A 21,064-nucleotide genomic window follows, 5' to 3' on the forward strand; every position below is an offset into this window, starting at 1 on the left:
GTTTCATGGGAACCTGCCCCACCCAAATCCCAAATCGAACGGAGAACGCCCGTGAAAGCAGTCGTCATCCGCGGTCCGGGAGGACCGGAAATGCTCGAACTGCGGGAGGTTCCGGACCCGGAACCGAAGCCGGGCGAGGTGGTGATCGACGTCGTCGCCGCCGGCCTGAACCGGGCCGACGTGCAGCAGCGCCGCGGGGTCTACCCTCCGCCGCCCGGTGCCTCCGAATACCCGGGCCTCGAGGTCTCCGGCAGGATCTCCGACCCGAACGGATCCGCCCTTCCCGCCGGCACCGAAGTGGTGGCGCTGCTCTCCGGCGGAGGCTACGCGGAGAAGGTCGCTGTGCCGGCCGGCCAGGTCCTGGGGGTGCCGGACGGAGTGGGGTTGGTCGAGGCCGCCGCCCTCCCGGAGACCGCGGCCACGGTGTACTCGAACCTGTTCTCGACGGCGGGCCTTAAGGCCGGGGAGACCGTGCTGATCCACGGAGGCGCCGGCGGTATCGGCACCATGGCCATCCAGCTCGCCAGGGCCTTCGGCGCAGTGCCGCTGGTGACCGCGGGGTCGCCGGACAAGCTGCGGCTGGCGGCGTCCCTTGGTGCGGCCGCCACCATCAACTACCGCGAGCAGGACTTCGTCGAAGAGGTCCGGGCGGCGACCGGAGGCGCGGGCGCCGACGTGATCCTCGACGTCGTCGGGGCGAGGTACCTGGAGCGGAACATCCAGGCGCTCGCCGTCGGCGGCCGCCTCGTGGTGATCGGCCTGCAGGGTGGCGCGACGGCCGAGGTGAACCTTGGAGCCCTGATGACCAAGCGGGCCAGCATCGCCGGATCCACCCTGCGGGTCCGGCCGCCGAAGCAAAAGGCGGAGATCATGGCCGCCGTGGAACGGGAGGTCTGGCCGCTGGTCGCGGCCGGACGCGTACGGCCCCTGGTGGGCCGCACCTTCCCCCTCGCCGAGGCTGCCGCCGCCCATGAGTACTTCGATTCCGGAGATCATACGGGCAAGATCCTCCTGACCATCTAGTCAACCTCCGCAGGGACGATAAGCATGCTTCCTTCGGTGCGGCGGATGTGCGACCCTTGAGGCGTCCAATCGGACCGAGGAGGAAACGAATGACATCCAGTGCCAACGACGACGCGGGTCAGGACAAGAGTGGCCTGGCGAAGGCCGCGGACAGCTTCACCGAAAACCTTGCGGACCAGGTTCCCGACGGCGTCGACAGCGGCCCCCAGGACACGGCCAACGAGGGAGAAGACCCCCGCACGCACACCCATGCTTCCCTGAGCGAAGGGTCGAACGCGCGGGACAACGACGGCCGCTGAGGCCGGACCGCTCACCGCACCGGCGGTGCCCTTCGGCGACGAAAGCCCCGTCGGTGCCTTGAGATGTGACGTGCACCTCAGTAGGTTGCTACCTTCGTGTGCATCACACCACTCGTATTCCAAGGGAGCATCATGAGTGAGAAGCACAACGGGGCGCACGGGCACAAAGGTGTGCTCGTGACTGACCCCGATCTTCCGCCCACCGCGATCGATCCAGCGGTGGCCGATGCGGAGGACCGCCGGTGGACACCGGCTAAAATCGCCATCTGGCTGGGCATCGCCCTGCTGGGCGGCATCGCGTGGGTCATGCTGGCCATCGTCCGCGGTGAGACGGTCAACGCCATCTGGTTCGTCTTCGCGGCGGTCAGCACCTACCTCATCGCCTACCGGTTCTACTCCAAGTTCATCGAGCGCAAACTGCTGCAGCCCGATGACCGCCGGGCCACCCCCGCCGAGTACAAGGCGGACGGCAAGGATTACGTGGCCACCGACCGCCGAGTGCTCTACGGACACCACTTCGCGGCAATCGCCGGCGCCGGCCCGCTCGTCGGTCCGGTCCTCGCCGCCCAGATGGGCTACCTCCCCGGCACGTTGTGGATCATCGTCGGGGTGATCCTCGCCGGCGCGGTGCAGGACTACCTCGTCATGTTCTTCTCAATGCGCCGCGGCGGCCGCTCGCTGGGCCAGATGGCCCGCGAGGAACTCGGCGTCATCGGCGGGACGGCGGCGCTGCTCGCGACCCTGACCATCATGATCATCATCGTGGCCATCCTCGCCCTGGTCGTCGTGAACGCCCTCGGCGAGAGCCCGTGGGGCGTGTTCTCGGTCTCCATGACCATCCCCATCGCGCTGTTCATGGGCGTCTACCTGCGCTTCATTCGGCCGGGCAAGGTCACAGAGGTCTCCCTGATCGGCTTCGCCTTGCTGATGCTCGCCATCGTCGCCGGCGGCTGGATCGCCGAAACGGAATGGGGCGTCGCGCTCTTCACCCTCGACCGCGTCACCATCGCGTGGGGCATCATCATCTACGGGTTCATCGCCGCGGTCCTGCCGGTCTGGCTGCTCCTTGCACCCCGTGACTACCTGTCGACCTTCATGAAGATCGGCACGATCGTGCTGCTGGCCGTGGCCATCATCATCACCCGCCCCGAGATCAGCGTTCCCGCCATCAGCGAGTTCGCCGCAACGGGCACGGGCCCGGTGGTCCCCGGCCCGCTCTTCCCCTTCCTGTTCGTCACCATCGCCTGCGGTGCCCTCTCCGGCTTCCACGCTCTGATCTCCTCGGGGACGACGCCGAAACTGATCGAGAAGGAACGCCAGGCCCGCTTTATCGGCTACGGGGGCATGCTCATGGAGTCCTTCGTCGCGATCATGGCGCTCGTTGCGGCCCTGTCGATCGACCGGGGCATCTACTTCGCCATGAACACCTCTGCGGCGGCCACCGGAGGCACCGTCGAGGGCGCCGTCGCCTTCGTCAACGGCCTGGGCCTGACCGGAGTGAACCTCGCCCCCGAGGCGCTGACCTCACTGGCCGGCAACGTCGGTGAGGAATCGATTGTCTCCCGCACCGGCGGGGCGCCCACCCTTGCCGTCGGCATTGCCCAGATCATGCAGGGCCTGTTCGGCGGATCGGGAGCCATGGCGTTTTGGTACCACTTCGCCATCATGTTCGAGGCGCTGTTCATCCTGACCGCCGTCGACGCCGGAACCCGCGTGGCGCGGTTCATGCTGCAGGACAGCATCGGCAACTTCATCCCCCGCTTCCGCGACACCTCGTGGCGGGTCGGGGCATGGGTCTGCACGGCGATCATGGTCGCCGGCTGGGGCGCGATCCTCATCATGGGTGTCACCGATCCGCTCGGCGGCATCAACACCCTGTTCCCGCTGTTCGGCATCGCCAACCAGCTGCTGGCCGCCATCGCGCTCGCGGTGTGCATGGCGATCTGCGCGAAGAAGGGGGCCTTCAAGTACCTGTGGATCCCCGCGCTTCCGCTGGCCTTCGCCGCAGTGGTGACCATTTCGGCGTCGTTCCTGAAGATCTTCTCCCCGGTGCCCGCCATCGGCTACTGGGCGCAGCACAACGCGTTCAAGGACGCCCTCGCCGCTGGTGAGGAGAGCTTCGGCAACGCCCCGACGGTTGAGGCGATGGAGAAGGTGGTGACCAACACCTTCATCCAGGGCACCCTGTCCATCGTCTTCGTGACGCTGGCGATCATTGTGATCATCACGGCGATCCTCGCCACGATTCGGGCCTACCGCAACGGTGGGGGCGACGAGACGGAGGACGCTCCGGTGCCTTCACGCATCTACGCGCCGGCCGGTCTGATCCCGACCCCGCCCGAGAAGGAGCTGGAGGCGAAGTGGAACGCGCTCGGGCCGGTCAAGCGCCCGGCAAGGTCCGGTCACTGATGAGCACCGGAACTGCCCTCGGCAGGGCACGGGACGCGGCACGCGGGGTGGCGTGGTTCTTCAAGGGCGTGATGGGCGAGAACGCCTACGCGGCGTACCTTGAACACCACGAGGCGTCGCACTGCTCCGAGCCGCCCATGACTGAGCGGCAGTTCTGGCGGGACCGGACGGACCGCCAGGACGCCAACCCCGAGGGGCGCTGCTGCTAGGCGCCCCCGAAAGACCGGACCGGCCGGAGATGCCCTTGGGGGGACATCTCCGGCCGGTCCTTTTTTCATTGGGCGGCACGCGCGGAGCCGGCGGCGTCACCAGCGCCCCTCCGGCCGCCCGTGAGAACATAAACCCATGACCGAACAGCAGCCAGGCAGTTCTTCATCCGGTGTGCCCACCCCCGGGCCTGTGCCCTCCCCCGGGAACGCACCCGCCGATGCGCCCTCCGCGCCGCCGCCCGCCCCCGGTGCGGGGAAGTTCGCCGCGGACACGCTGGGTTCGGGCCGGGCATCGCTCGCCGACCTCGTTGACCAGCCGGCCAAGGTCATGCGCATTGGGACGATGCTGAAGCAGCTGCTCGAGGAGGTGCGCTCCGCACCGCTCGACGACGCCGGCCGCACCCGCCTCGCCGAAATCCACGAACGCTCGGTCAAGGAACTCGAGGATGGTCTTGCCCCTGAATTGGTGCAGGAACTCCACCGCATCAACCTGCCCTTCGAGGAGGATTCCGTCCCCACCGACGCAGAGCTGCGGGTGGCCCAAGCGCAGCTCGTCGGCTGGCTCGAGGGGCTCTTCCACGGTATCCAGGCGGCCCTTGCGGCTCAGCAGATGGCCAACCAGCAGCTTGCCGCCAAGCTCCAGCTCCGTCAGCTTCCGCCCGGTACCGTCATCGCCCCCGGCGTCGTCGTCGGCGAGGACGGGGAACCCGTGCGGGCCCCCGGCAAGCAGGCACCGGCGGACCCGGAGCATCGCGGGCCCGGCCAGTACCTCTAGCGGGCGATGGGACTGTTTGCTGCGGCCCGGCAGGGCCGCAAGGATGACGCCGATCTGGGGAACGGCGTGTGGCGCCGCGCCCATGACCGGTTCCGCCGCGGCCTCGACCGGTACCACCAGATCCTTGAGGGCGTCGAGGACGACGACGTGTACAACGAACTCGTCGCCGTCGCCAACCAGCTGGGGGACCTGCTGCCGCGGGTGCGCGCCGTGTGCGCCCGGGCGCAGGCGCAGTGGCCCAGCGAGGGCCTCGATATCCCCGGCGCCGTAATTGCGGTCCATCGGGCCCTTTCCCGCGCCGGCAATACCCTTGCCACGACGGCGGAGGCCGCGGCCATGACGCGCCTGGACGGGGAGCGGTGGGGCGTGGCCTCGGCCGGGCTCGACAACGTGCGGCGCCGGGCGGAACTTGTGGTCGAGGATGTGCTCGAAGCCGAACGCCAGCTTCCGGGCTAGGCCGACTGCAAGTGCTAAGGGTGCTGAAGATTGACGTTGTGAAATGGATGCCCGGTGTGGTTAGTTGTTTCCCTATGACTACATCACCAGAACTGAAATTCAACGACGGACTTTCGATCCCCCAGCTCGGCTTTGGCGTGTGGCAGGTTGAAGACGATACGGCCGAGAAGGTGGTGGGCCAGGCATTCCAGGCCGGCTACCGCCACATCGACACCGCGAAGATCTACGGGAACGAAGCCGGGGTAGGACGCGCGATCGCGGCCTCGGGCATCCCCACCGAAAATCTGTTCATCACGACCAAACTCTGGAACTCCGACCAGGGCTACGAAAGCACCCTTGCGGCGTTCGATAAGTCAATGGAGAAGCTGGGCCTCGAAACCCTCGACCTGTACCTGATCCACTGGCTCCAGCCGAAGCAGGGCAAGTACCTCGACACCTGGAAGGCGCTCATCGAGCTGCAGGAGCAGGGGCGCGTGCGCAGCATCGGCGTCTCCAACTTCACCATCGAGGCGCTGCAGGAGATCATCGACGAGACCGGCGTCGTGCCGGTCATCAACCAGGTCGAGTCCCACCCTTACTTCAGCCAGCCCGAGCTCCGGGCCTTCCACGCGGAGAAGGGCATCCTGCACCAGGCCTACTCGCCGCTGGGCTCCGGCAAGGGCCTCCTCGAGGACCCGGTGCTGAAGGACATCGCCGGCAAGCACGGCGCGACCCCCGGGCAGGTTGTCCTGGCCTGGCACCTCGCCCTCGGCAATGTCGTGATCCCCAAGACGGTCACCGAGTCCCGCATCGCGGAGAACTGGGACGCACTCGACGTACAGCTCGCCGACGAGGACATCGAGGCGATCTCAGCGCTCGACAAGGGCGAAGCGGGCCGTATCGGCTCCGACCCTGCAACGGCGGACTTCGCCTGATTCCGGTCAGGCGCCGCGCGTCGGCCAAGTCCGCGCGTAGCTCCGTCGGCTAAGCCGCAGGAAGGGACGCTGTCCCTCAGAGGAAGGCCACCCGGCCCGCCGGGTGGCCTTCCTGCGTCCGGAACTGTGGGGCGTCCGACAGTGCCCCTGATGCGCTCCGGCCAGGCCGGGTCCGCGATGAGCTGAAGCCAGCGCGCCCCGGCCGGGGCTGCGTCAGGTCCCGGCCGAGGCGAGCGCCGGCACGGCGAGGAGCACCGGCAGCTGCCATTCCTCGGCCGGCTCCAGCTCGATGGCGACATGGTGGTGCGGTGCGTCCCGCCCCACAAGGATTGGGCGCATCGTCCTGCCGTACACGCTTCGCAGCGGGACCAGCTGCCGCAGCGGCTCGGCCGCACCGGGCAGGGCCGAGGCGAGCACCCAGAACCGCCCCGGCGGGACATTGACGAACGCGAAGGTATCGACGCCGTCGAGTAGTGAACTGGTCACGGGCCGGCCCTTCGCGGAGGGTGTGGTGAACAGCCCCACGTACAGGGCGGGGTTGGGTCCGACGGCGTCCCTGGCCGCGCGGCTCAGGACGGTCACCCCGGAGATGGTTCCTCCGCTGGTGAGTCCGGTGGGCAGGTGGAGCGGACGCGGTGGATGGTCCGCGAGGATGTGGGGCAGCACCCGGAAGCGCCCGGGACTGTACCCGACGCCCTCGGCGAAACGCCGGCTGAAGGTGCCCAGCGAGGTGAAGCCGACCTCGAAGCAGATGTCGCGCACCGGCTCTCCGCTGGTGAGCAGCAGGGTCTTGGCGCGTTCGAAGCGCAATTGGGCAAGGTAGCGTCCCGGCGGCACTCCCACGACGGATTCGAAGAGGCGCACGAGGTGGGATGGGCTGTACCCGACGTGGTCGGCGACGTCGCCGAGGGAGATGGGATCGGACGACTTGGCGCCGAGGAACTGGGCGGCGGTCAGCGCTGCGCCGTCGATGGTGTTTCGAGTCTTTTCCACATCAGCTCCCGCAGTCGATGATCCCTCCAACACCGCCGGGCGTAAAGGCGTTTCCCTGAGGACGTGATCGCGGGAGCGGATACAGAAAACCCCGCGGCTTCGTCGAAGCGCGGGGTTCCGGTGGAGCCTCCTGCCAGAGTCGAACTGGCGACCTTCTCATTACGAGTGAGACGCTCTACCGACTGAGCTAAGGAGGCACGCTTCATGAGCCGGACCGATTGGTCCCTCAATCCACAAGAAGCAACTCTATAAGAGCCTGCGCCCGGTGGTCAAAAGCGCACCCACCTGCGCCCGGTCCTGCCCTTTCAGCAGCGGACCCCGTCCTCGGGGACGGCGCCCTCAAGGAAGTAGCTGTCGACGATGTCCAGGATGCAGTCGTTGGAACGGCCATAGGCCGTGTGCCCCTCGCCCTCCCAGGTCACATGGATGGCCGACTCGAGCTGATCCGCCAGGGCCAGCGACCACTCGTAGGGGGTGGCGGGGTCCCCGGTGGTCCCGATCACCAGGAGCGGGTCGGCCCCCGGGGCGCTGGCGGGCGCCGGTTCGCGCACAGGCCCGTACTTCCACGGCTCGCAGGTCAGCCCTCCGTAGGCGAGAAGCTCACCGAAGGTCGGTGAGGCCGCCACCAGCTCCGCCTCGTCGCGGCGCAGCTGCTCGGGGTCCGTCACCATCGGGTAATCGAGGCAGTTCACGGAGAGGAAGGCGTCGGTCGCATTGGTGCTGTAGGTGCCGTCGGCTTCCCGCTCGAACGAGAGATCCGCAAGGTACATCATGTCGGTGTAGTCGCCCTCAAGGGCGGTGGTCAGCGCGTCGGTGAGCGTCGGCCAGCTCGAGTCGTCGTACAGGGGAAGGATGAAGCCCTGCACGAAGCTGCCGATGGTGACGAGGCGCCCGTCCTCGGCCGGCTTCGGCTCCTCCTTGACCGCGGTGAAGAGGTTCTGGACGGCGGCCACGCCGGCGTCGACGTCACCGGGCAGCGGGCAGCCCTCCCGGGCCTGGCAGTCGGCGACATAGGCACGCAGGGCCTTCTCGAAGGCTGCCGCCTGCGCGAGCGTCACCTGCTCATTGCTGAGGGCCGGGTTCAGGGCGCCGTCGAACACGAGGCGGCCGGAACGCTCGGGGAACAGCCCGGCATAGGCGGCGCCCAGCAGGGTGCCGTAGGAGAAGCCGAGGTAGTTGAGCTTGGGGTCCCCGACCAGGGCCCTGAGGATGTCCATGTCGCGTGCGGCGCTGTTGGTGTCGACGAAGCCGAGCAGCTCTCCGGTCCGCTCCGCGCACAGGTCGGCAAACTCCCGGGCCTCGGCGCGCAGCAGCTCGAGCGCTTCCTCGTCGGGAGTGTCGGGCGGAATGAACTCCTCGCGGGCGGCGTCCTGCTCCTTATCGGTGCGGCACTCGACCGCCGTGGAACGGTTGACCCCGCGCGGGTCGAACCCGAGGATGTCGTAGTCCGCACGGACCCGGTCGCTGGCCACCCGCTGCAGGGCGTCCCGCACGATGTTGTACCCGGATCCACCCGGGCCGCCGGGGTTGACCAGGATCGTCCCCTGCGGCTCGCCCTTCGTCGCGTCGGCGCGGATTGCCGCGATCTCGATGGTCGCCCGTCCCGGGTCGCTGTAGTCAAGGGGAACCTCGACCCGGGCGCAGGCGAAGTCCTCCTCGCACGGCTCCCACTCCACCTCCTGGCTGTAGAAGGGCTCAAGGCCGGCCGGGACGTCACCGATCGCGTCCGGGTCCGCCGTCACGACTCCGGTGTCCGGGGCCTTGTCCGCCGACGGCCCGGGCAGCAGCGTGCAGCCCGAGAGCAGGAGGGCGGCGGCTGCGCCCGAGGCCACCCAGCGGCGCAGCCGGCGCAGGCCTGGAGCGGTCTTCGGGCTCACGAGGCGAGGTCCTTCCGGGACAGGAGGCCGACGGCCATCGCCTCGATCGCCAGCAGCGGTGAGACGTTGGTGCTGACGAGGCGTTCGCGCACCTCGTTGATCGTGTCGATGCGCCGCAGGGTGTCCTCCGCCGATTCCCGCCGCGCGAAGGCCTCGAGCTCGGGGCGCAGCGGTTCATTGACGAGGTCTCGGCCGCTGGAGACCTGGAGCATCAGCACATCCCGGTAGAAGGAGATCAGGTCGGTCAAGGCGCGGTCGAAGTAGTCGTTCTTCGACCGCTTGGCCCGCCGCGTCTGGTCCTCTTCGAGGCGCTTGACCTGGCTGCGCATCGAGGGGGGAAGGGTTCCCGATTCCGGTGCGCCCAGGGCGGTGAGCAGTGCGGCACGCTCGGAGGCGTCGCGCTGCTCGAAGGAACTCTGCGCCTCCGCCTCGGCAAGTTTCACCAGGTCGGCTGCGGCCTGCATGGCCCCGGAGACCGAGCGCAGGGTCAGCGGCAGCCGCACAATCTGGTTGCGGCGCTCGCGGGCGCCGTCGTCGGTGGCGAGGCGCTTGGCGACACCGATATGGCTCTGGGCGGCCCGTGCCGCCGCCTCCGCTGTGGCCGGGTCGATCCCGTCGCGGTGCACCAGCAGGTCCGCGACGTCGCGCACGGGGGGCAGGCGCAGGCTCACGCTGCGGCAGCGCGAGCGGATCGTCACCAGGACGTCGCCCGGGCTCGGGGCGCACAGCAGCCAGATGGTCCGCGGGGGCGGTTCCTCGATGGCCTTCAGCAGCACGTTGGTGCTGCGTTCCTGCATGCGGTCGGCGTCCTCGACGATGATCACGCGCCACCGGCCGGTCGAGGGCTTGTCCTGGGCCTTGCGCACCAGCTCCCGCGCCTCGTCAATGGTGATGGTGACCTTCTCGGTCGTGACGTTGGTCAGGTCGGCGTGCGAGCCGGCGAGCACGGTGCGGCAGGACTTGCAGGTGCCGCAGCCACGCTCCGCCACGTCCCGGTCGCACAGCAGGGCCGCGGCGAACGCCCGCGCCGCGTTTGAACGGCCGGAGCCGGGCGGGCCGGTGAACAGCCAGGCGTGCGTGGGCGCGCCGGACCGGGAGGCCCGCTGCAGCTGCTCCACCACGGGTTCCTGCCCGCGCAGGTCGGTCCAGACGCTCACGCGAGGCGCTCCCGGACGGCGGTCAGCACGCGCTGGGCGAGGTCGCCGACGGGCGAGGCGGCGGGGAGCACCAGGTAGCGGGCGGGGTCGCGGTCGGCCGCCTCGAGGAACGCGCTGCGGATCCGCGCGTGGAAGTCGTCGGGCTCGGACTCCATCCGGTCCTCGGGGGCATCGCCCGCGGTGCGCCGGTTGCGGCCCTCCCGCGGCTCCACATCGAGCAGCACCGTGAGGTCCGGCCGGAGCCCCTCGACCGCCCACAGGTTGAGGTCCTCGACATCCCGGGCGCCCAGCCCGCGTCCGGAGCCCTGGTAGGCCACGGAGGAGTCGATGTACCGGTCGCAGACGACGACGTCGCCGCGCCGCAGGGCGGGCAGGATCACCTGCTGCACGTGGGCCGCGCGCGAGGCGGCGAACAGCAGCGCTTCGGTCCGGGCGTCAATCTCGCCGTGCCCGTGTTCGAGCACCAGGGCGCGCAGCTTTTCGCCCACCGGCGTCCCGCCGGGCTCGCGGGTCCTCACCACGGGGACGCCGTCGGCCTCCAGCGCCCGGCACAGTGCGCCCACCTGGGTCGACTTGCCCGCGCCGTCGCCGCCCTCGAAAGCAATAAAGAGCCCCGGCAGCGGATGCGGATTCGACAGAGTCACACGCCCAGCCTACCGAGTGCCGCCCCCACTTGCCGACGCCGCCGGTGCGGCAGGGATCAACCCTCCGGGCTACCCTTTCCCCATGGCTAATTCCGACCCCGATCTGGCTCCCGATACCGTCGTCGTCGCGGCAGGCAGGCCCGCCCGGGAGCATGACGCCCCGGCCAACCCGCCGCTGGTGCTGTCGACGACCTTCCACGAGACCCGGGCGCCGGAGCCGGGCGACCGGGTTTATGGGCGCATGTCCAACCCGAGCTGGGACCCCTTCGAAGAGGCTCTGGGCCGGCTAGAGGCCGCAGCCCTCCCGGCCCTGGTGTTCAGCTCCGGGCTCGGGGCCGCAGCCGCGGCGCTGTCCCTCGTGCCGGCCGGGGGCACCGTGATCATGCCACGCCACGCCTACGCCGGTTCGGTCAGTCTCGCCACGGCCGAGGCAGCCTCCGGCAGGTTCACCCTTCGCACCGTTGACATCGCCGACACCGATGCCGTCCTGCGGGAGATCGACGCGCTGCCCGCCTCACCGGCAGGCATGCTCTGGCTGGAGAGCCCCACCAACCCCATGCTCGAGGTGGCCGAGACCGCGCGCCTGGCCGACGCCGCGCGCGCCGCCGGAGCGCTCGTCGTCTCCGACAACACCTTCAACACCCCGCTGCTCTCCCGGCCGCTGGAAACCGGGGCCGACGTGGTGCTGCACTCGGTGACCAAGTACCTGTCGGGCCACTCCGACGTCGTCCTGGGGGCGCTCGCCACCTCCGATCCTGGCCTGCGCGAGCGGCTGCTGGCCCACCGGACCCTGCACGGCGCCGTCGCCGGTCCCTTCGAGGTGTGGCTGGCCCTGCGCGGGCTGCGCACCCTGGCGGTGCGGATGGAGCGGGCGCAGGCCAACGCGGCCGAACTCGCCGGCCGGCTCGCCGGCCACCCGGCGGTCGACCGCGTCCGTTTCCCCGGACTGCCGCAGGATCCAGGCCACGAACGGGCCAAGGCGCAGCTGAGCGGGTTCGGGGCCATCGTCTGCATCGAGCCCGCCGGGGGAGTCGAAGCCGCAGAGGCGCTGGTCGGGGCGGTGCGCCTGTGGCTGCCGGCAACCTCACTCGGCGGGGTTGAATCCCTCATCGAACGCCGGCGCCGCCAGCCCGGGGAGCCCGCCACGGTCCCCGAGGCCCTCGTGCGGCTCTCGGTGGGTATCGAAAATGTCGAAGATCTGTGGGCGGACCTCGAAAACGCGCTCAAGGCATCCCAGCGGCTAAGCTAACTCCGTGGGTATCATCCTGACTTTCGAGTTCTACCTGTACCTCGTTCTTGGCTACGTTGCGCTGGGTCTCGAGCTGTGGGCCTTTGCCGACTGCGTGCGGCGCCCGGCGGCGTCCTTTGAGGCGACCCTCAAGCGCACCAAGGGCTTCTGGATGGCCATCACCGGCGGCGCCGTGGTCGTCGGCATCTTCAGCGCACTCAGCCCGGGATTCGGCCTGTTCAAGCTGGTCGCCGTCGTCGCCGCGTGCGTCTACCTCGCCGACGTGAAACCGGCCGTCAGCGAGATCCGCGGCCGCGGCAACCAGGGCCCCTACGGCCCCTGGTAAAGCGCTGCGGGAAGTAAAATCCAGCGGGCATCCACCTGCCCTTACGCTGCCCGCCGAGCGGTGTCGGCCGGCTCGACGGCGCTCCACGCCACGGTGATCTCGCCGAGGCGCCAGCGGGACGGCGAGTCGAGCAGGGGCCAGCCGGCCTTCGCCAGCACCGCGCACATCGCCGTCCACCGCTGGCGTGCCCCGAAGGCGGCCAGCGGAGCCGCATCAAGCCAGGCCCGGTCCATCGCGAGCAGGAAGCGGTGAACGTTTTCGCCGGGAACATTGCGGTGGATCAGGGCCTTTGGAAGGCGTTCGGCGACGTCGGAGGGCAGGGTGAAGGACCCGAAGCGCATGGAGATGCTCAGCGACACCGGGCCGTGCCGGTCGATGGCGGCCCAGGTTGACCGCCTGCCGATCTCATCGCACGTCCCGTCGATGAACAGCCCGTCCTCCGAGAGCCGGGACCGTACCGTGTCCCAGTGCGCCAGGTAGTCCTCCTCGTCGTACTGGCGGAGCACATTGAATGCACGCACCAGTACGGGGCGGCGCCCGGGCACCGGTACTTCGAAACCGCCCTGGCGGAAGCTGAGGCCCGCCCGCTCCAGCGGCCGCGCCGCCTCGACCCGGGCCGGGTCGATCTCGATGCCGATCAGTTCGCTGTCGGGGCGCACCGGGCGCAGCCGGCCGAACAGTTCGACGGCGGTCACCGGTGCTGCGCCGTAGCCGAGGTCGACGACGAGGGGGTCCTCCGCGCGGCGCAGGCGCCACGCCTGCGGCCCGGCCAGCCACCGGTCGACCCGACGGAGCCGGTTGGGATTCGTTGTTCCGCGTGTGATGCTGCCCATGGGTTTCCCGGCGCGGAGGTGAAAGTGCACCGTCCAAGGGTACTCGCACCGCCGGCGCCCGGATGCCCGCCGGCGCGGGATACGGCAGACTAGGACCCATGACTTCTCACAAACTGATTCTGCTGCGCCATGGACAGAGCGAGTGGAACGAAAAGAACCTGTTCACCGGCTGGGTCGACGTGGCACTGACGGAGAAGGGCCGGAAGGAAGCGATCCGCGGCGGTGAACTCCTCGTCGAGGAGGGTCTCCTCCCTGACATCGTCTACACCTCGCGGCAGAAGCGCGCGATCATCACGGCCAACCTCGCCCTCGAGGCCGCGGACCGCACCTGGATCGACGTCAAGCGCAACTGGCGCCTCAACGAGCGCCACTACGGCGCCCTCCAGGGCAAGGACAAGGCTCAGACCCTCGCCGAGTTTGGCGAAGACCAGTTCATGCTGTGGCGCCGCTCCTACGACACCCCGCCGCCCCCGCTCGAGGACTCCAGCGAGTACTCCCAGAGCAACGATCCGCGGTACGCGGACCTCGGCGAGGACCTGCCCCGCACCGAGTGCCTCAAGGATGTCCTCGACCGGTTCCTTCCGTACTGGGAGTCGGACATCAGCAAGGACCTGCTGGCCGGCAAGACGGTGCTCGTCGCCGCGCACGGCAACTCGCTGCGCGCCCTCGTGAAGCACCTGGACGGGATCAGCGACAAGGACATCGCCGCCCTGAACATCCCCACGGGCATCCCGCTGGTGTACGAACTTGACGAGAACCTCACCCCGATCAAGGCCGGAGGCACCTACCTCGACGCCGAGGCCGCCGCTGCCTCAATCCAGGCCGTGGCCAACCAGGGCAAGCACTAGGCACCGCAGCTTGAACCACCGGAGCTTAAACGCGACGGCGGCTTCCTTCCGGAAGCCGCCGTCGTCGTCTGTTGAGTTCGCGCCGCTCAGTTGAGCGGGGCGCTGGGCTGCCACTCGCCGGTGACGAGGTAGGTGACCTTGCGGGCCACGGAGACCCCGTGGTCGGCGAAGCGCTCGAAGTACCGGCTGGCGAGGGTGACGTCAACGGTGGTCGGCGCCGTCTCGTTCCAGTCGGCGGCGGCGACGGCCTTAAACACTCCTGCGTGAAGCTCGTTCACCCGGGCGTTGGCGGCGTTGATCTCGTTGGTGAGGTCGAGGTTCCGCGTCTCCAGCAGCTCGGTGACCTTGCCGGCGATCTGGATGTCCAGGACGGCAAGCTCATCGAAGGTCGGGCGGATCTTCTCGGGGATGACGTGGGCCGGGTACCGCAGGCGCGCCAGCTGGGCAACGTGACGGGCCAGATCGCCCATCCGCTCGAGGGAGGCGCTCATGCGCAGGGCCCCGACGATCATGCGCAGGTCGCTGGCCACCGGCCCCTGCAGCGCGAGAATGTCGATCGCCCGCTCGTCGAGGGAGTTCTGCAGGAAGTCGATGCGGGCATCGGCCGCGATCACTTCCTGGGCAAGCTCGGTATCGGCACCCTGGAAAGCGCTGTTGGCTTTTTGGATGGCCTCCGACACCAGCTGCGAGATCTCAATCAGTTCCTCGCCAATCTGGTGGAGTTCGGCCTGAAAAACCTTACGCACGTGGGCGTCCTTTCCGTTGGAAGTTTCTACTCACCTGCGGGAACAGGTCCGCGGGCCAGCTTTTCAGCCCCTCATGAACGTTCGCGCAGCTTTAGGTGAACGTTAGTTGAACCACCCGCCTATTGCCACCGGATGCGGGTCCGGCCGGGATTCCAGCGCATAAGCTATGACCGTGGACCCCGTACTGCTCAGCCTGGTCACCGGGCTCGTCGGCCTGGCCCTTGGCGTGTTCGGGATGCTGGCCTACCGGGCCAGCGAGGCCAAGCACAGCCAGCTGCTATTCGATGACGAGCCGACCCTGCCGGAGGGTGCGGCGGAGGTGCTCTCCATCATCGGACGCGCCTACGTGATCGTCGACGCCATCGACGGCGTCGTCCGCGCCAGTCCCGCGGCCTACGCCTTCGGGCTCGTCAGGGGACACACGGTGGTGCACGAGGAACTGCTGAACCTGACGGCGCGCGTCCGCCGTGATGGCGTGATCGAGCAGGAGCAGCTCGAACTGCCGCGCGGCCCGCTGGGCAAGGGCACCATCATCCTGCAGGTGCGCGTCGCCTCCCTCGGCGCCGAGTACATCCTGATCCTGGCCGACGACCGGACCGAGATCACGCGCACCGAGGAAATCCGCAACGACTTCGTCGCCAACGTCTCGCATGAACTGAAGACCCCGGTGGGCGCCATTTCCCTGCTGGCCGAGGCCATCGACGACGCCGCCGAGGACGAGGTGGCGGTCCGCCGGTTCGCCCAGCGGATGCATAAGGAATCGGGGCGGCTCTCCGCCCTGGTCCAGGACATCATCGAGCTCTCCCGGCTGCAGGGCGCCGACATCGTGCGCAAGGGCAAGCCGGTGAACCTCAACACCGTCATCCAGGAGGCGGTCGACCGGAACCGGCTCCCGGCAGAGAGCAACTCCATCGAGATCGTCGTACGCGGCACCGTCGACGAGCCGGTCTTCGGCGACCCCGACCAGCTGATGACCGCCTTCCGTAACCTGATCGACAACGCCATCCGCTACTCGCCGGAGGGGACCCGGGTCGGCATCGGCCTGCGCTCCCGGGACGGGCTGGCCGAAGTCTCGGTCACCGACCAGGGCACCGGGATCACGGCCGAGGAACAGGAACGCATCTTCGAACGCTTCTACCGCATCGACGCGGCGCGTTCGCGGTCGACCGGCGGCACGGGCCTGGGACTGAGCATCGTCAAGCATGTGGTGTCCAACCACGGCGGCGAGGTGACGGTCTGGTCGATGGCCGGGCAGGGCAGCACCTTCACCGTCCGGCTTCCCGAGATGGAATCGGCCGACGAGGCGCACGGCGCCGAAGCCCAGCCGGCCGCCCATGCGACGCCGCAGCCTGATTCAAAGCCAGAGAAAAAGGGCGGAACCAACGCCCAGGAGCAGGGAGTAAGCGCTTGACCCGGATCTTGATTGTCGAGGACGAAGAGTCCTTCAGCGACCCGCTGTCGTACTTGCTGGGAAAGGAGGGCTTCGAGGTCGCCGTCGTCGACAACGGGCTCGACGCGGTCACCGAATTCGACCGGGCGGGAGCGGACCTCGTGCTGCTGGACCTCCAGCTGCCAGGGCTTTCCGGGACCGAGGTGTGCCGCCAGCTCCGGCAGCGCTCAAGCGTCCCCGTGATCATGCTGACAGCAAAGGACTCGGAGATCGACAAGGTGGTGGGGCTCGAGCTCGGCGCCGACGACTACGTCACGAAGCCCTACTCGTCCCGGGAGCTCGTCGCCCGGGTCCGGGCGGTCCTGCGCCGGCAGGGGGAGCCCGAGGAGCTCGTCTCCGGCACTGTCTCGGCCGGTCCGGTCCGCATGGACGTCGAACGGCACGTCGTGAGCGTCGAGGGCACCCAGGTGGCGCTGCCGCTCAAGGAGTTCGAACTGCTGGAGATGCTCCTGCGCAACTCCGGCCGGGTGCTCACCCGCGGCCAGCTGATCGACCGGGTGTGGGGCGCAGACTATGTCGGCGACACGAAGACCCTCGATGTCCACATCAAGCGGCTGCGGGGAAAGATTGAGCCCGACTCCTCGGCGCCGCGCCACCTGATCACCGTGCGCGGCCTCGGGTACAAGTTCGAGCCCTGAGCGGTTCGGAGACCCCGCCGGGGTCCTGCTCCGGGGTTAACGTGCTGAGCCGGGGCCCGGATCGGGCCCCGGCTCGGGGTGCACGGCGGTCGGGAGCTACTCGCCCCCGTGGGCCTCTTCGGTAGCGGCCGGCTCGCTGGGCTCCGGGGTGTATCCGCCGGGGACGAAGTCGCGGTATTCCGCAAGGGTTCCATCGACCACCGGTACGCCATAGGTTTCAGTCTCGGACTCGACGGTGAAGTCGACGTCGACGAGGGATCCGGGGATCTCGCTGATGCCCTGGAGGGTGCCGTCGTCGTCGACCTCATCTTCGAAGACGTACTTGTCGCCGCCGTCGATGGTGATCTCGGAGGTCTCGTTCTCACCCTCGATGGTGAGCTGGACCGGCTCCTCGCTGTTGTTGAACACGGTGCCCAGCAGGGTCCCGGGCTCGCCCTCGTCGGTGGAGACGATCAGGATGTTCCGCAGTTCCACCGGGCCGAGGTTCTCGACAATGCCGTCGGACGCCGCGTACTGGCGGGTGGTTGACTGCTCGTTGATCACGCTGCAGCCGGTGATCCCCAGCATGGACAGCACGACGCCGGCGACGGCGGCCTGCTGCACTCGGCGGTGCGGTGCAATTCTCACAGCTCAAACTCCTGGGGGTCTTCCGGCACGGCGCCGGGGGGTCGGGTGGTGAAACTAGGAAACACACTATCGCCAAAGGGCCCGTTTGGCGGAGTCCGTTTCGCGGCGCATGACAAGGCCCGATCACCGATTCCCCGCCGCGTCAAGAGGCGAATGATAGCTAAACCGGTCCGTTGGAGCCCGCTGACCTGCGAAAACGCGCCGTCGGCGTGTCGCCGCCGTGATAAACTGACTTGCGGGAAAGGGGAAAGTCCACATGGTTTTTGAGGTTGGCGAAACAGTTGTTTACCCTCACCACGGCGCAGCGAAGATCGAAGAGATCAAGATGCGCGTCGTCAAGGGCGAAGAGAAGATGTATCTCAAGCTCAAGGTGGCACAGGGTGATCTAACGATCGAAGTACCAGCAGAAAACGTCGACCTTGTCGGGGTTCGTGATGTGGTGGGCAAAGAAGGCCTGGAGCACGTCTTTGACGTACTGCGTGCCGAGTTCACCGAGGAGCCGACCAACTGGTCGCGCCGATACAAGGCGAACCTGGAGAAGCTTGCATCCGGCGACGTCATCAAGGTGGCCGAGGTCGTCCGCGACCTCTGGCGCCGGGATCACGACCGCGGGCTGTCGGCCGGGGAGAAGAGGATGCTCGCCAAGGCGCGGCAGATCCTGATCTCCGAACTCGCACTGGCGGAGAAGACCGACGAAGAGAAGGCCGCAAGCGTTCTCGACGAGGTCCTCGCCTCCTAGGCGGCAGGTCAACAAGCACAAAGAGAAGGGCTCCCTCAGGGGGGTCCTTCTTTTGCGTGCGGCTGCCGTAGGGTAATTTCGTGTCCTCCCGCCCCACACCCTCCCCGGAAGTGTCCTTTCCCAGCACCCCTGCCGCCGGAACGGCGGGCGTGGTGATCGTCGCTGCCGGTTCCGGGCAACGGCTGGGACATGGAATCCCCAAGGCCCGCGTCCTCTGCGGGGGCCTCACCCTCCTTGAGCGGTCCCTGCGCGCGGTGCTCGACTCCGGTGTCGCCGCGGAAATCGCCGTCGTCATCCCCGCCGGTGACGACGTCCTGCGGTCGGTGGCGGAAGGCCTGTCGGGCACCGTCCCCGTGCGGGTCGTCGCCGGCGGGGCCAGCCGGGCCGGCTCGGTGCGGGCAGGCATCGCCGCACTCTCAACCGACGCTCCGGTCATCCTCGTCCACGACGCGGCACGCGCCCTGACCCCGCCGGAGGTCTTCCGACGCGTGGTGTCCCGCCTCGCGGCGGGCGCGGATGCCGTGATCCCGGTGGTCCCCGTGGCCGACACCGTCAAGACCGTGCGCGGCGGCGAGGTTGAAGGCACCCCTGACCGGAACGGCCTGCGCGCCGTCCAGACTCCCCAGGGCTTCACCGCGCGCCTGCTGCGGGAGGCGCATGCGGGCGCCCGCGCGGAGGACCCGCTGATCACCGACGACGCGATGCTCATCGAGACCACGGGAACCCCCGTCGTCACCGTCGAGGGTGACCCGTCCGCCTTCAAGGTCACCACCCCGCTGGACCTGATGCTCGCCGAAACGCTCGTTCAAGGCGCCGGCACGCCTTCGGCAGCCACCACCGCCCCCGAGGAGGCCCCCATGACCGAAAGCGCACTGCCCCCGGCGGCGCCCCTGCCCCGGACCGGTATCGGCACCGACATCCATGCCTATTCCCCGGAGGATGCACCCGCCCCCCTGTGGCTCGCGGGCCTATTCTGGGAGGGCGAGCGAGGGCTGGCGGGTCATTCCGACGGCGACGTCGTCGCCCACGCCGCCGCCGATGCCCTCTTCTCCGCCGCGGGCCTTGGCGACCTCGGCACGCACTTCGGCACCGACCGCCCCGAACTCGCCGGGGCCTCCGGGGTGACGATCCTCCAGGAGGCGGCCGCGATCGTCCGCGGGGCGGGCTTCCGCATCGGCAACATCGCCGTGCAGCTGATCGGCAACCGTCCCCGGTTCGCCGCCCGCCGCAGCGAGGCCGAAGCGGTCCTCTCGGAGGCAGCCGGCGCGCCAGTGAGCGTCTCGGCGACGACCACCGACGGCCTTGGCCTGACCGGGCGTGGCGAGGGCATCGCCGCGCTGGCCACCGCCGTCGTCATCTCTGCCGCATAACAGCAGGCGGCAGGCGGCGGTTCGGCTAATCTGGTGCAGTGAGCCTGAGACTGTATGACACCGCCACCGCCGAGGTACGGGACTTCGTCCCCCTGACCCCGGGAGCCGTCAGCCTCTACTACTGCGGTGCCACCGTTCAGGGCATGCCGCACGTGGGCCACGTCCGCTCGGCCATCGTGTTCGACCAGCTGACCCGCTGGCTCGAGGCACGCGGGTTCCGGGTGACCTCGGTCCGGAACGTCACCGACATCGATGACAAGATCCTCGAAAAGTCGAAGGCCTCCTTTACCGACGAGGAACCGGCGCCGGGCGGGATCCGGAACGAGGAGTGGTGGGCGCTGGCCTACCGCTATGAGCTCGAGTTCAACCGGGCCTACGACACCCTCGGGGTGCGCCGGCCCACCTACGAACCGCGGGCCACCGGCCACATCCCGGAGATGCAGGCCCTGATCCAGGAACTCATCGACACCGGCTACGCGTATCCCGCCCCCGACGGATCGGGGGATGTGTACTTCGATGTCCGCTCCTGGCCGGAGTACGGCGCCCTCACCCACCAGAACATCGACGACATGCAGGCCGCCACCGACGCCGACCCGCGCGGCAAGCGCGACCCGCGGGACTTCGCCCTGTGGAAGGGCCACAAGGACACCGACCCTGCCTCATCGTCATGGCCCAGCCCCTGGGGTGCCGGACGGCCCGGCTGGCACACCGAGTGCTGCGCAATGACCCACAAGTACCTCGGGGAGCAGTTCGACATTCACGGCGGTGGGCTCGACCTGCGCTTCCCGCACCACGAGAACGAGCTGGCGCAGGCGCGCGCCGCGAAGCGCGGGTATGCGCAGTACTGGATGCACAACGGCCTCGTCACCTTCGAGGGCGAGAAGATGTCCAAGTCGATCGGCAACACGGTCAGCCCCGAGGAGATGATCGCCCGCGCCCGGCCGCGCGTGGTGCGGTACTACCTGGGTCAGGCCCACTACCGGTCGGTGCTCGATTACCGCCCGTCCTCGCTTGAGGAGGCCGCGGCCGCCGTCGAGCGCATCGACGGATTCCTGGGCAAGGCCCTTGCCCGTTTCGGGCCGGCCGCCGGTGCGCCGTCGGACCTGCCGGAGGCCTTCGGCGACGCGATGGATGACGACCTGAACATCCCGCAGGCCCTCGCCGTCCTTCACGAAACCGTGAGGGCCGGCAATACAGCCCTGGCGGCGGGTAACGCCGAGGGGGCGCGCACCGCGCAGGCGGGGGTCGCGGCGATGGTCCGCGTCCTCGGCCTCGATGATGCCACCGACACCGGAACGGCCGACGTTAAGCAGACCGCCGCGCTCGACGCCCTGATCCGGTCCTCTCTGCGCGAGCGGGAGGCGGCCCGCGCCGCCAAGGACTGGGCGCGCGCCGACGCCATCCGGGACGCGCTGGCCGGCGCCGGGATCGCCGTCGAGGATTCCGCCGACGGTGCCGAGTGGAGCATCGCCGGCCGCTGAAC

Annotated in this window: 22 protein-coding genes and 1 tRNA gene; 15 read left to right on the top strand and 8 right to left on the bottom strand. The window is 68.9% G+C overall.

All coding sequences use genetic code 11. The annotated features are described in order from the left end of the window. Positions 1-51 precede the first annotated feature (51 nt). The 7 genes from I6N91_RS07775 (at position 52) to I6N91_RS07805 (ending at position 6,085) form a co-directional block, all read left to right on the top strand. Complete coding sequence (locus I6N91_RS07775) at positions 52-1,023, top strand: NAD(P)H-quinone oxidoreductase (protein WP_198812013.1); 972 nt, start codon at positions 52-54, stop codon at positions 1,021-1,023. Between the two features lie 89 nt (positions 1,024-1,112). Beyond that, positions 1,113-1,322, top strand: coding sequence for a hypothetical protein (locus tag I6N91_RS07780; RefSeq protein WP_198812014.1), 210 nt, complete (start codon positions 1,113-1,115; stop codon positions 1,320-1,322). A gap of 132 nt (positions 1,323-1,454) precedes the next feature. Next, positions 1,455-3,731, top strand: coding sequence for a carbon starvation CstA family protein (locus I6N91_RS07785; RefSeq protein ID WP_198812015.1), 2,277 nt, complete (start codon positions 1,455-1,457; stop codon positions 3,729-3,731). After that, the gene (locus tag I6N91_RS07790) at positions 3,731-3,940 is read left to right on the top strand and encodes a YbdD/YjiX family protein (protein WP_120165630.1); all 210 of its coding nucleotides are present in this window, start codon (positions 3,731-3,733) and stop codon (positions 3,938-3,940) included. Before I6N91_RS07785 ends, I6N91_RS07790 begins: the two co-directional genes overlap by 1 nt. A 136-nt stretch (positions 3,941-4,076) precedes the next feature. Then, a complete protein-coding gene (locus I6N91_RS07795; RefSeq protein ID WP_198812016.1) occupies positions 4,077-4,715 on the top strand; it encodes a bacterial proteasome activator family protein in 639 nt (212 codons plus the stop codon). Between the two features lie 6 nt (positions 4,716-4,721). Beyond that, the gene (locus I6N91_RS07800; RefSeq protein WP_198812017.1) at positions 4,722-5,171 is read left to right on the top strand and encodes a hypothetical protein; all 450 of its coding nucleotides are present in this window, start codon (positions 4,722-4,724) and stop codon (positions 5,169-5,171) included. Between the two features lie 74 nt (positions 5,172-5,245). Next, positions 5,246-6,085 carry an aldo/keto reductase gene (locus tag I6N91_RS07805; RefSeq protein ID WP_198812018.1) on the top strand — a complete coding sequence of 280 codons (840 nt, stop codon included), beginning with the start codon at positions 5,246-5,248 and terminating at the stop codon, positions 6,083-6,085. A 213-nt stretch (positions 6,086-6,298) separates the two neighbouring features. Here the strand turns inward: I6N91_RS07805 and I6N91_RS07810 are convergent, their stop codons facing one another. The 5 genes from I6N91_RS07810 to tmk all read right to left on the bottom strand — a co-directional run bounded on the left by I6N91_RS07810 (position 6,299) and on the right by tmk (position 10,756). Next, entirely contained in the window at positions 6,299-7,078 is a 780-nt protein-coding gene (locus I6N91_RS07810; protein ID WP_198812019.1) for a helix-turn-helix transcriptional regulator, read from the bottom strand. Positions 7,079-7,199: 121 nt separating this feature from the next. Beyond that, positions 7,200-7,275 (bottom strand) — tRNA-Thr (locus I6N91_RS07815). 108 nt (positions 7,276-7,383) lie between these two features. Then, entirely contained in the window at positions 7,384-8,955 is a 1,572-nt protein-coding gene (locus I6N91_RS07820) for an alpha/beta hydrolase (protein WP_307843276.1), read from the bottom strand. Then, positions 8,952-10,112: a DNA polymerase III subunit delta' gene (locus I6N91_RS07825; RefSeq protein WP_198812020.1), complete on the bottom strand. Its 1,161-nt coding sequence runs from the start codon at positions 10,110-10,112 to the stop codon at positions 8,952-8,954. Before I6N91_RS07825 ends, I6N91_RS07820 begins: the two co-directional genes overlap by 4 nt. Beyond that, complete coding sequence (tmk, locus tag I6N91_RS07830) at positions 10,109-10,756, bottom strand: dTMP kinase (RefSeq protein WP_307843277.1); 648 nt, start codon at positions 10,754-10,756, stop codon at positions 10,109-10,111. Before tmk ends, I6N91_RS07825 begins: the two co-directional genes overlap by 4 nt. Before the next feature lie 82 nt (positions 10,757-10,838). On the opposite strand from tmk, the gene I6N91_RS07835 reads away from it, so the two are divergent. Together I6N91_RS07835 and I6N91_RS07840 are read left to right on the top strand one after the other, a co-directional pair. Next, positions 10,839-12,005: a PLP-dependent aspartate aminotransferase family protein gene (locus I6N91_RS07835; protein WP_198812021.1), complete on the top strand. Its 1,167-nt coding sequence runs from the start codon at positions 10,839-10,841 to the stop codon at positions 12,003-12,005. Positions 12,006-12,009: 4 nt separating this feature from the next. Then, positions 12,010-12,330, top strand: coding sequence for a DUF2516 family protein (locus I6N91_RS07840; RefSeq protein ID WP_246018999.1), 321 nt, complete (start codon positions 12,010-12,012; stop codon positions 12,328-12,330). 41 nt (positions 12,331-12,371) lie between these two features. On the opposite strand, the gene I6N91_RS07845 is transcribed toward I6N91_RS07840, so the two are convergent. Then, the gene (locus tag I6N91_RS07845; protein ID WP_198812022.1) at positions 12,372-13,163 is read right to left on the bottom strand and encodes a class I SAM-dependent methyltransferase; all 792 of its coding nucleotides are present in this window, start codon (positions 13,161-13,163) and stop codon (positions 12,372-12,374) included. A 98-nt stretch (positions 13,164-13,261) separates the two neighbouring features. Between I6N91_RS07845 and I6N91_RS07850 the strand changes: the two genes are divergently transcribed. Further along, positions 13,262-14,011, top strand: coding sequence for a phosphoglyceromutase (locus I6N91_RS07850; protein ID WP_198812023.1), 750 nt, complete (start codon positions 13,262-13,264; stop codon positions 14,009-14,011). A gap of 86 nt (positions 14,012-14,097) precedes the next feature. Here the strand turns inward: I6N91_RS07850 and phoU are convergent, their stop codons facing one another. After that, the gene (gene phoU, locus I6N91_RS07855; RefSeq protein WP_120165622.1) at positions 14,098-14,757 is read right to left on the bottom strand and encodes a phosphate signaling complex protein PhoU; all 660 of its coding nucleotides are present in this window, start codon (positions 14,755-14,757) and stop codon (positions 14,098-14,100) included. 166 nt (positions 14,758-14,923) lie between these two features. On the opposite strand from phoU, the gene I6N91_RS07860 reads away from it, so the two are divergent. Together I6N91_RS07860 and I6N91_RS07865 are read left to right on the top strand one after the other, a co-directional pair. Next, positions 14,924-16,168, top strand: a complete 1,245-nt coding sequence (locus tag I6N91_RS07860; protein WP_198812024.1) for a cell wall metabolism sensor histidine kinase WalK — start codon at positions 14,924-14,926, stop codon at positions 16,166-16,168. Continuing rightward, entirely contained in the window at positions 16,165-16,845 is a 681-nt protein-coding gene (locus tag I6N91_RS07865; RefSeq protein ID WP_159617078.1) for a response regulator transcription factor, read from the top strand. The genes I6N91_RS07860 and I6N91_RS07865 overlap by 4 nt, the downstream gene beginning before the upstream one ends. Positions 16,846-16,941: 96 nt before the next feature. On the opposite strand, the gene I6N91_RS07870 is transcribed toward I6N91_RS07865, so the two are convergent. Further along, complete coding sequence (locus tag I6N91_RS07870) at positions 16,942-17,472, bottom strand: hypothetical protein (protein ID WP_198812025.1); 531 nt, start codon at positions 17,470-17,472, stop codon at positions 16,942-16,944. A gap of 256 nt (positions 17,473-17,728) precedes the next feature. Between I6N91_RS07870 and I6N91_RS07875 the strand changes: the two genes are divergently transcribed. The 3 genes from I6N91_RS07875 (at position 17,729) to cysS (ending at position 21,062) form a co-directional block, all read left to right on the top strand. Continuing rightward, positions 17,729-18,211, top strand: a complete 483-nt coding sequence (locus I6N91_RS07875; protein WP_043443336.1) for a CarD family transcriptional regulator — start codon at positions 17,729-17,731, stop codon at positions 18,209-18,211. Between the two features lie 110 nt (positions 18,212-18,321). Further along, positions 18,322-19,581 (top strand): 2-C-methyl-D-erythritol 4-phosphate cytidylyltransferase, encoded by a 1,260-nt coding sequence (ispD, locus tag I6N91_RS07880; RefSeq protein ID WP_198812052.1) that lies wholly within the window; start codon positions 18,322-18,324, stop codon positions 19,579-19,581. A 38-nt stretch (positions 19,582-19,619) separates the two neighbouring features. Next, complete coding sequence (gene cysS / locus I6N91_RS07885) at positions 19,620-21,062, top strand: cysteine--tRNA ligase (protein WP_198812026.1); 1,443 nt, start codon at positions 19,620-19,622, stop codon at positions 21,060-21,062. The last annotated feature ends 2 nt before the right edge of the window (positions 21,063-21,064 follow it).

It is taken from the genome of Arthrobacter sp. MSA 4-2 (assembly GCF_016405885.1).
Taxonomy (GTDB): Bacteria; Actinomycetota; Actinomycetes; order Actinomycetales; family Micrococcaceae; genus Arthrobacter_D.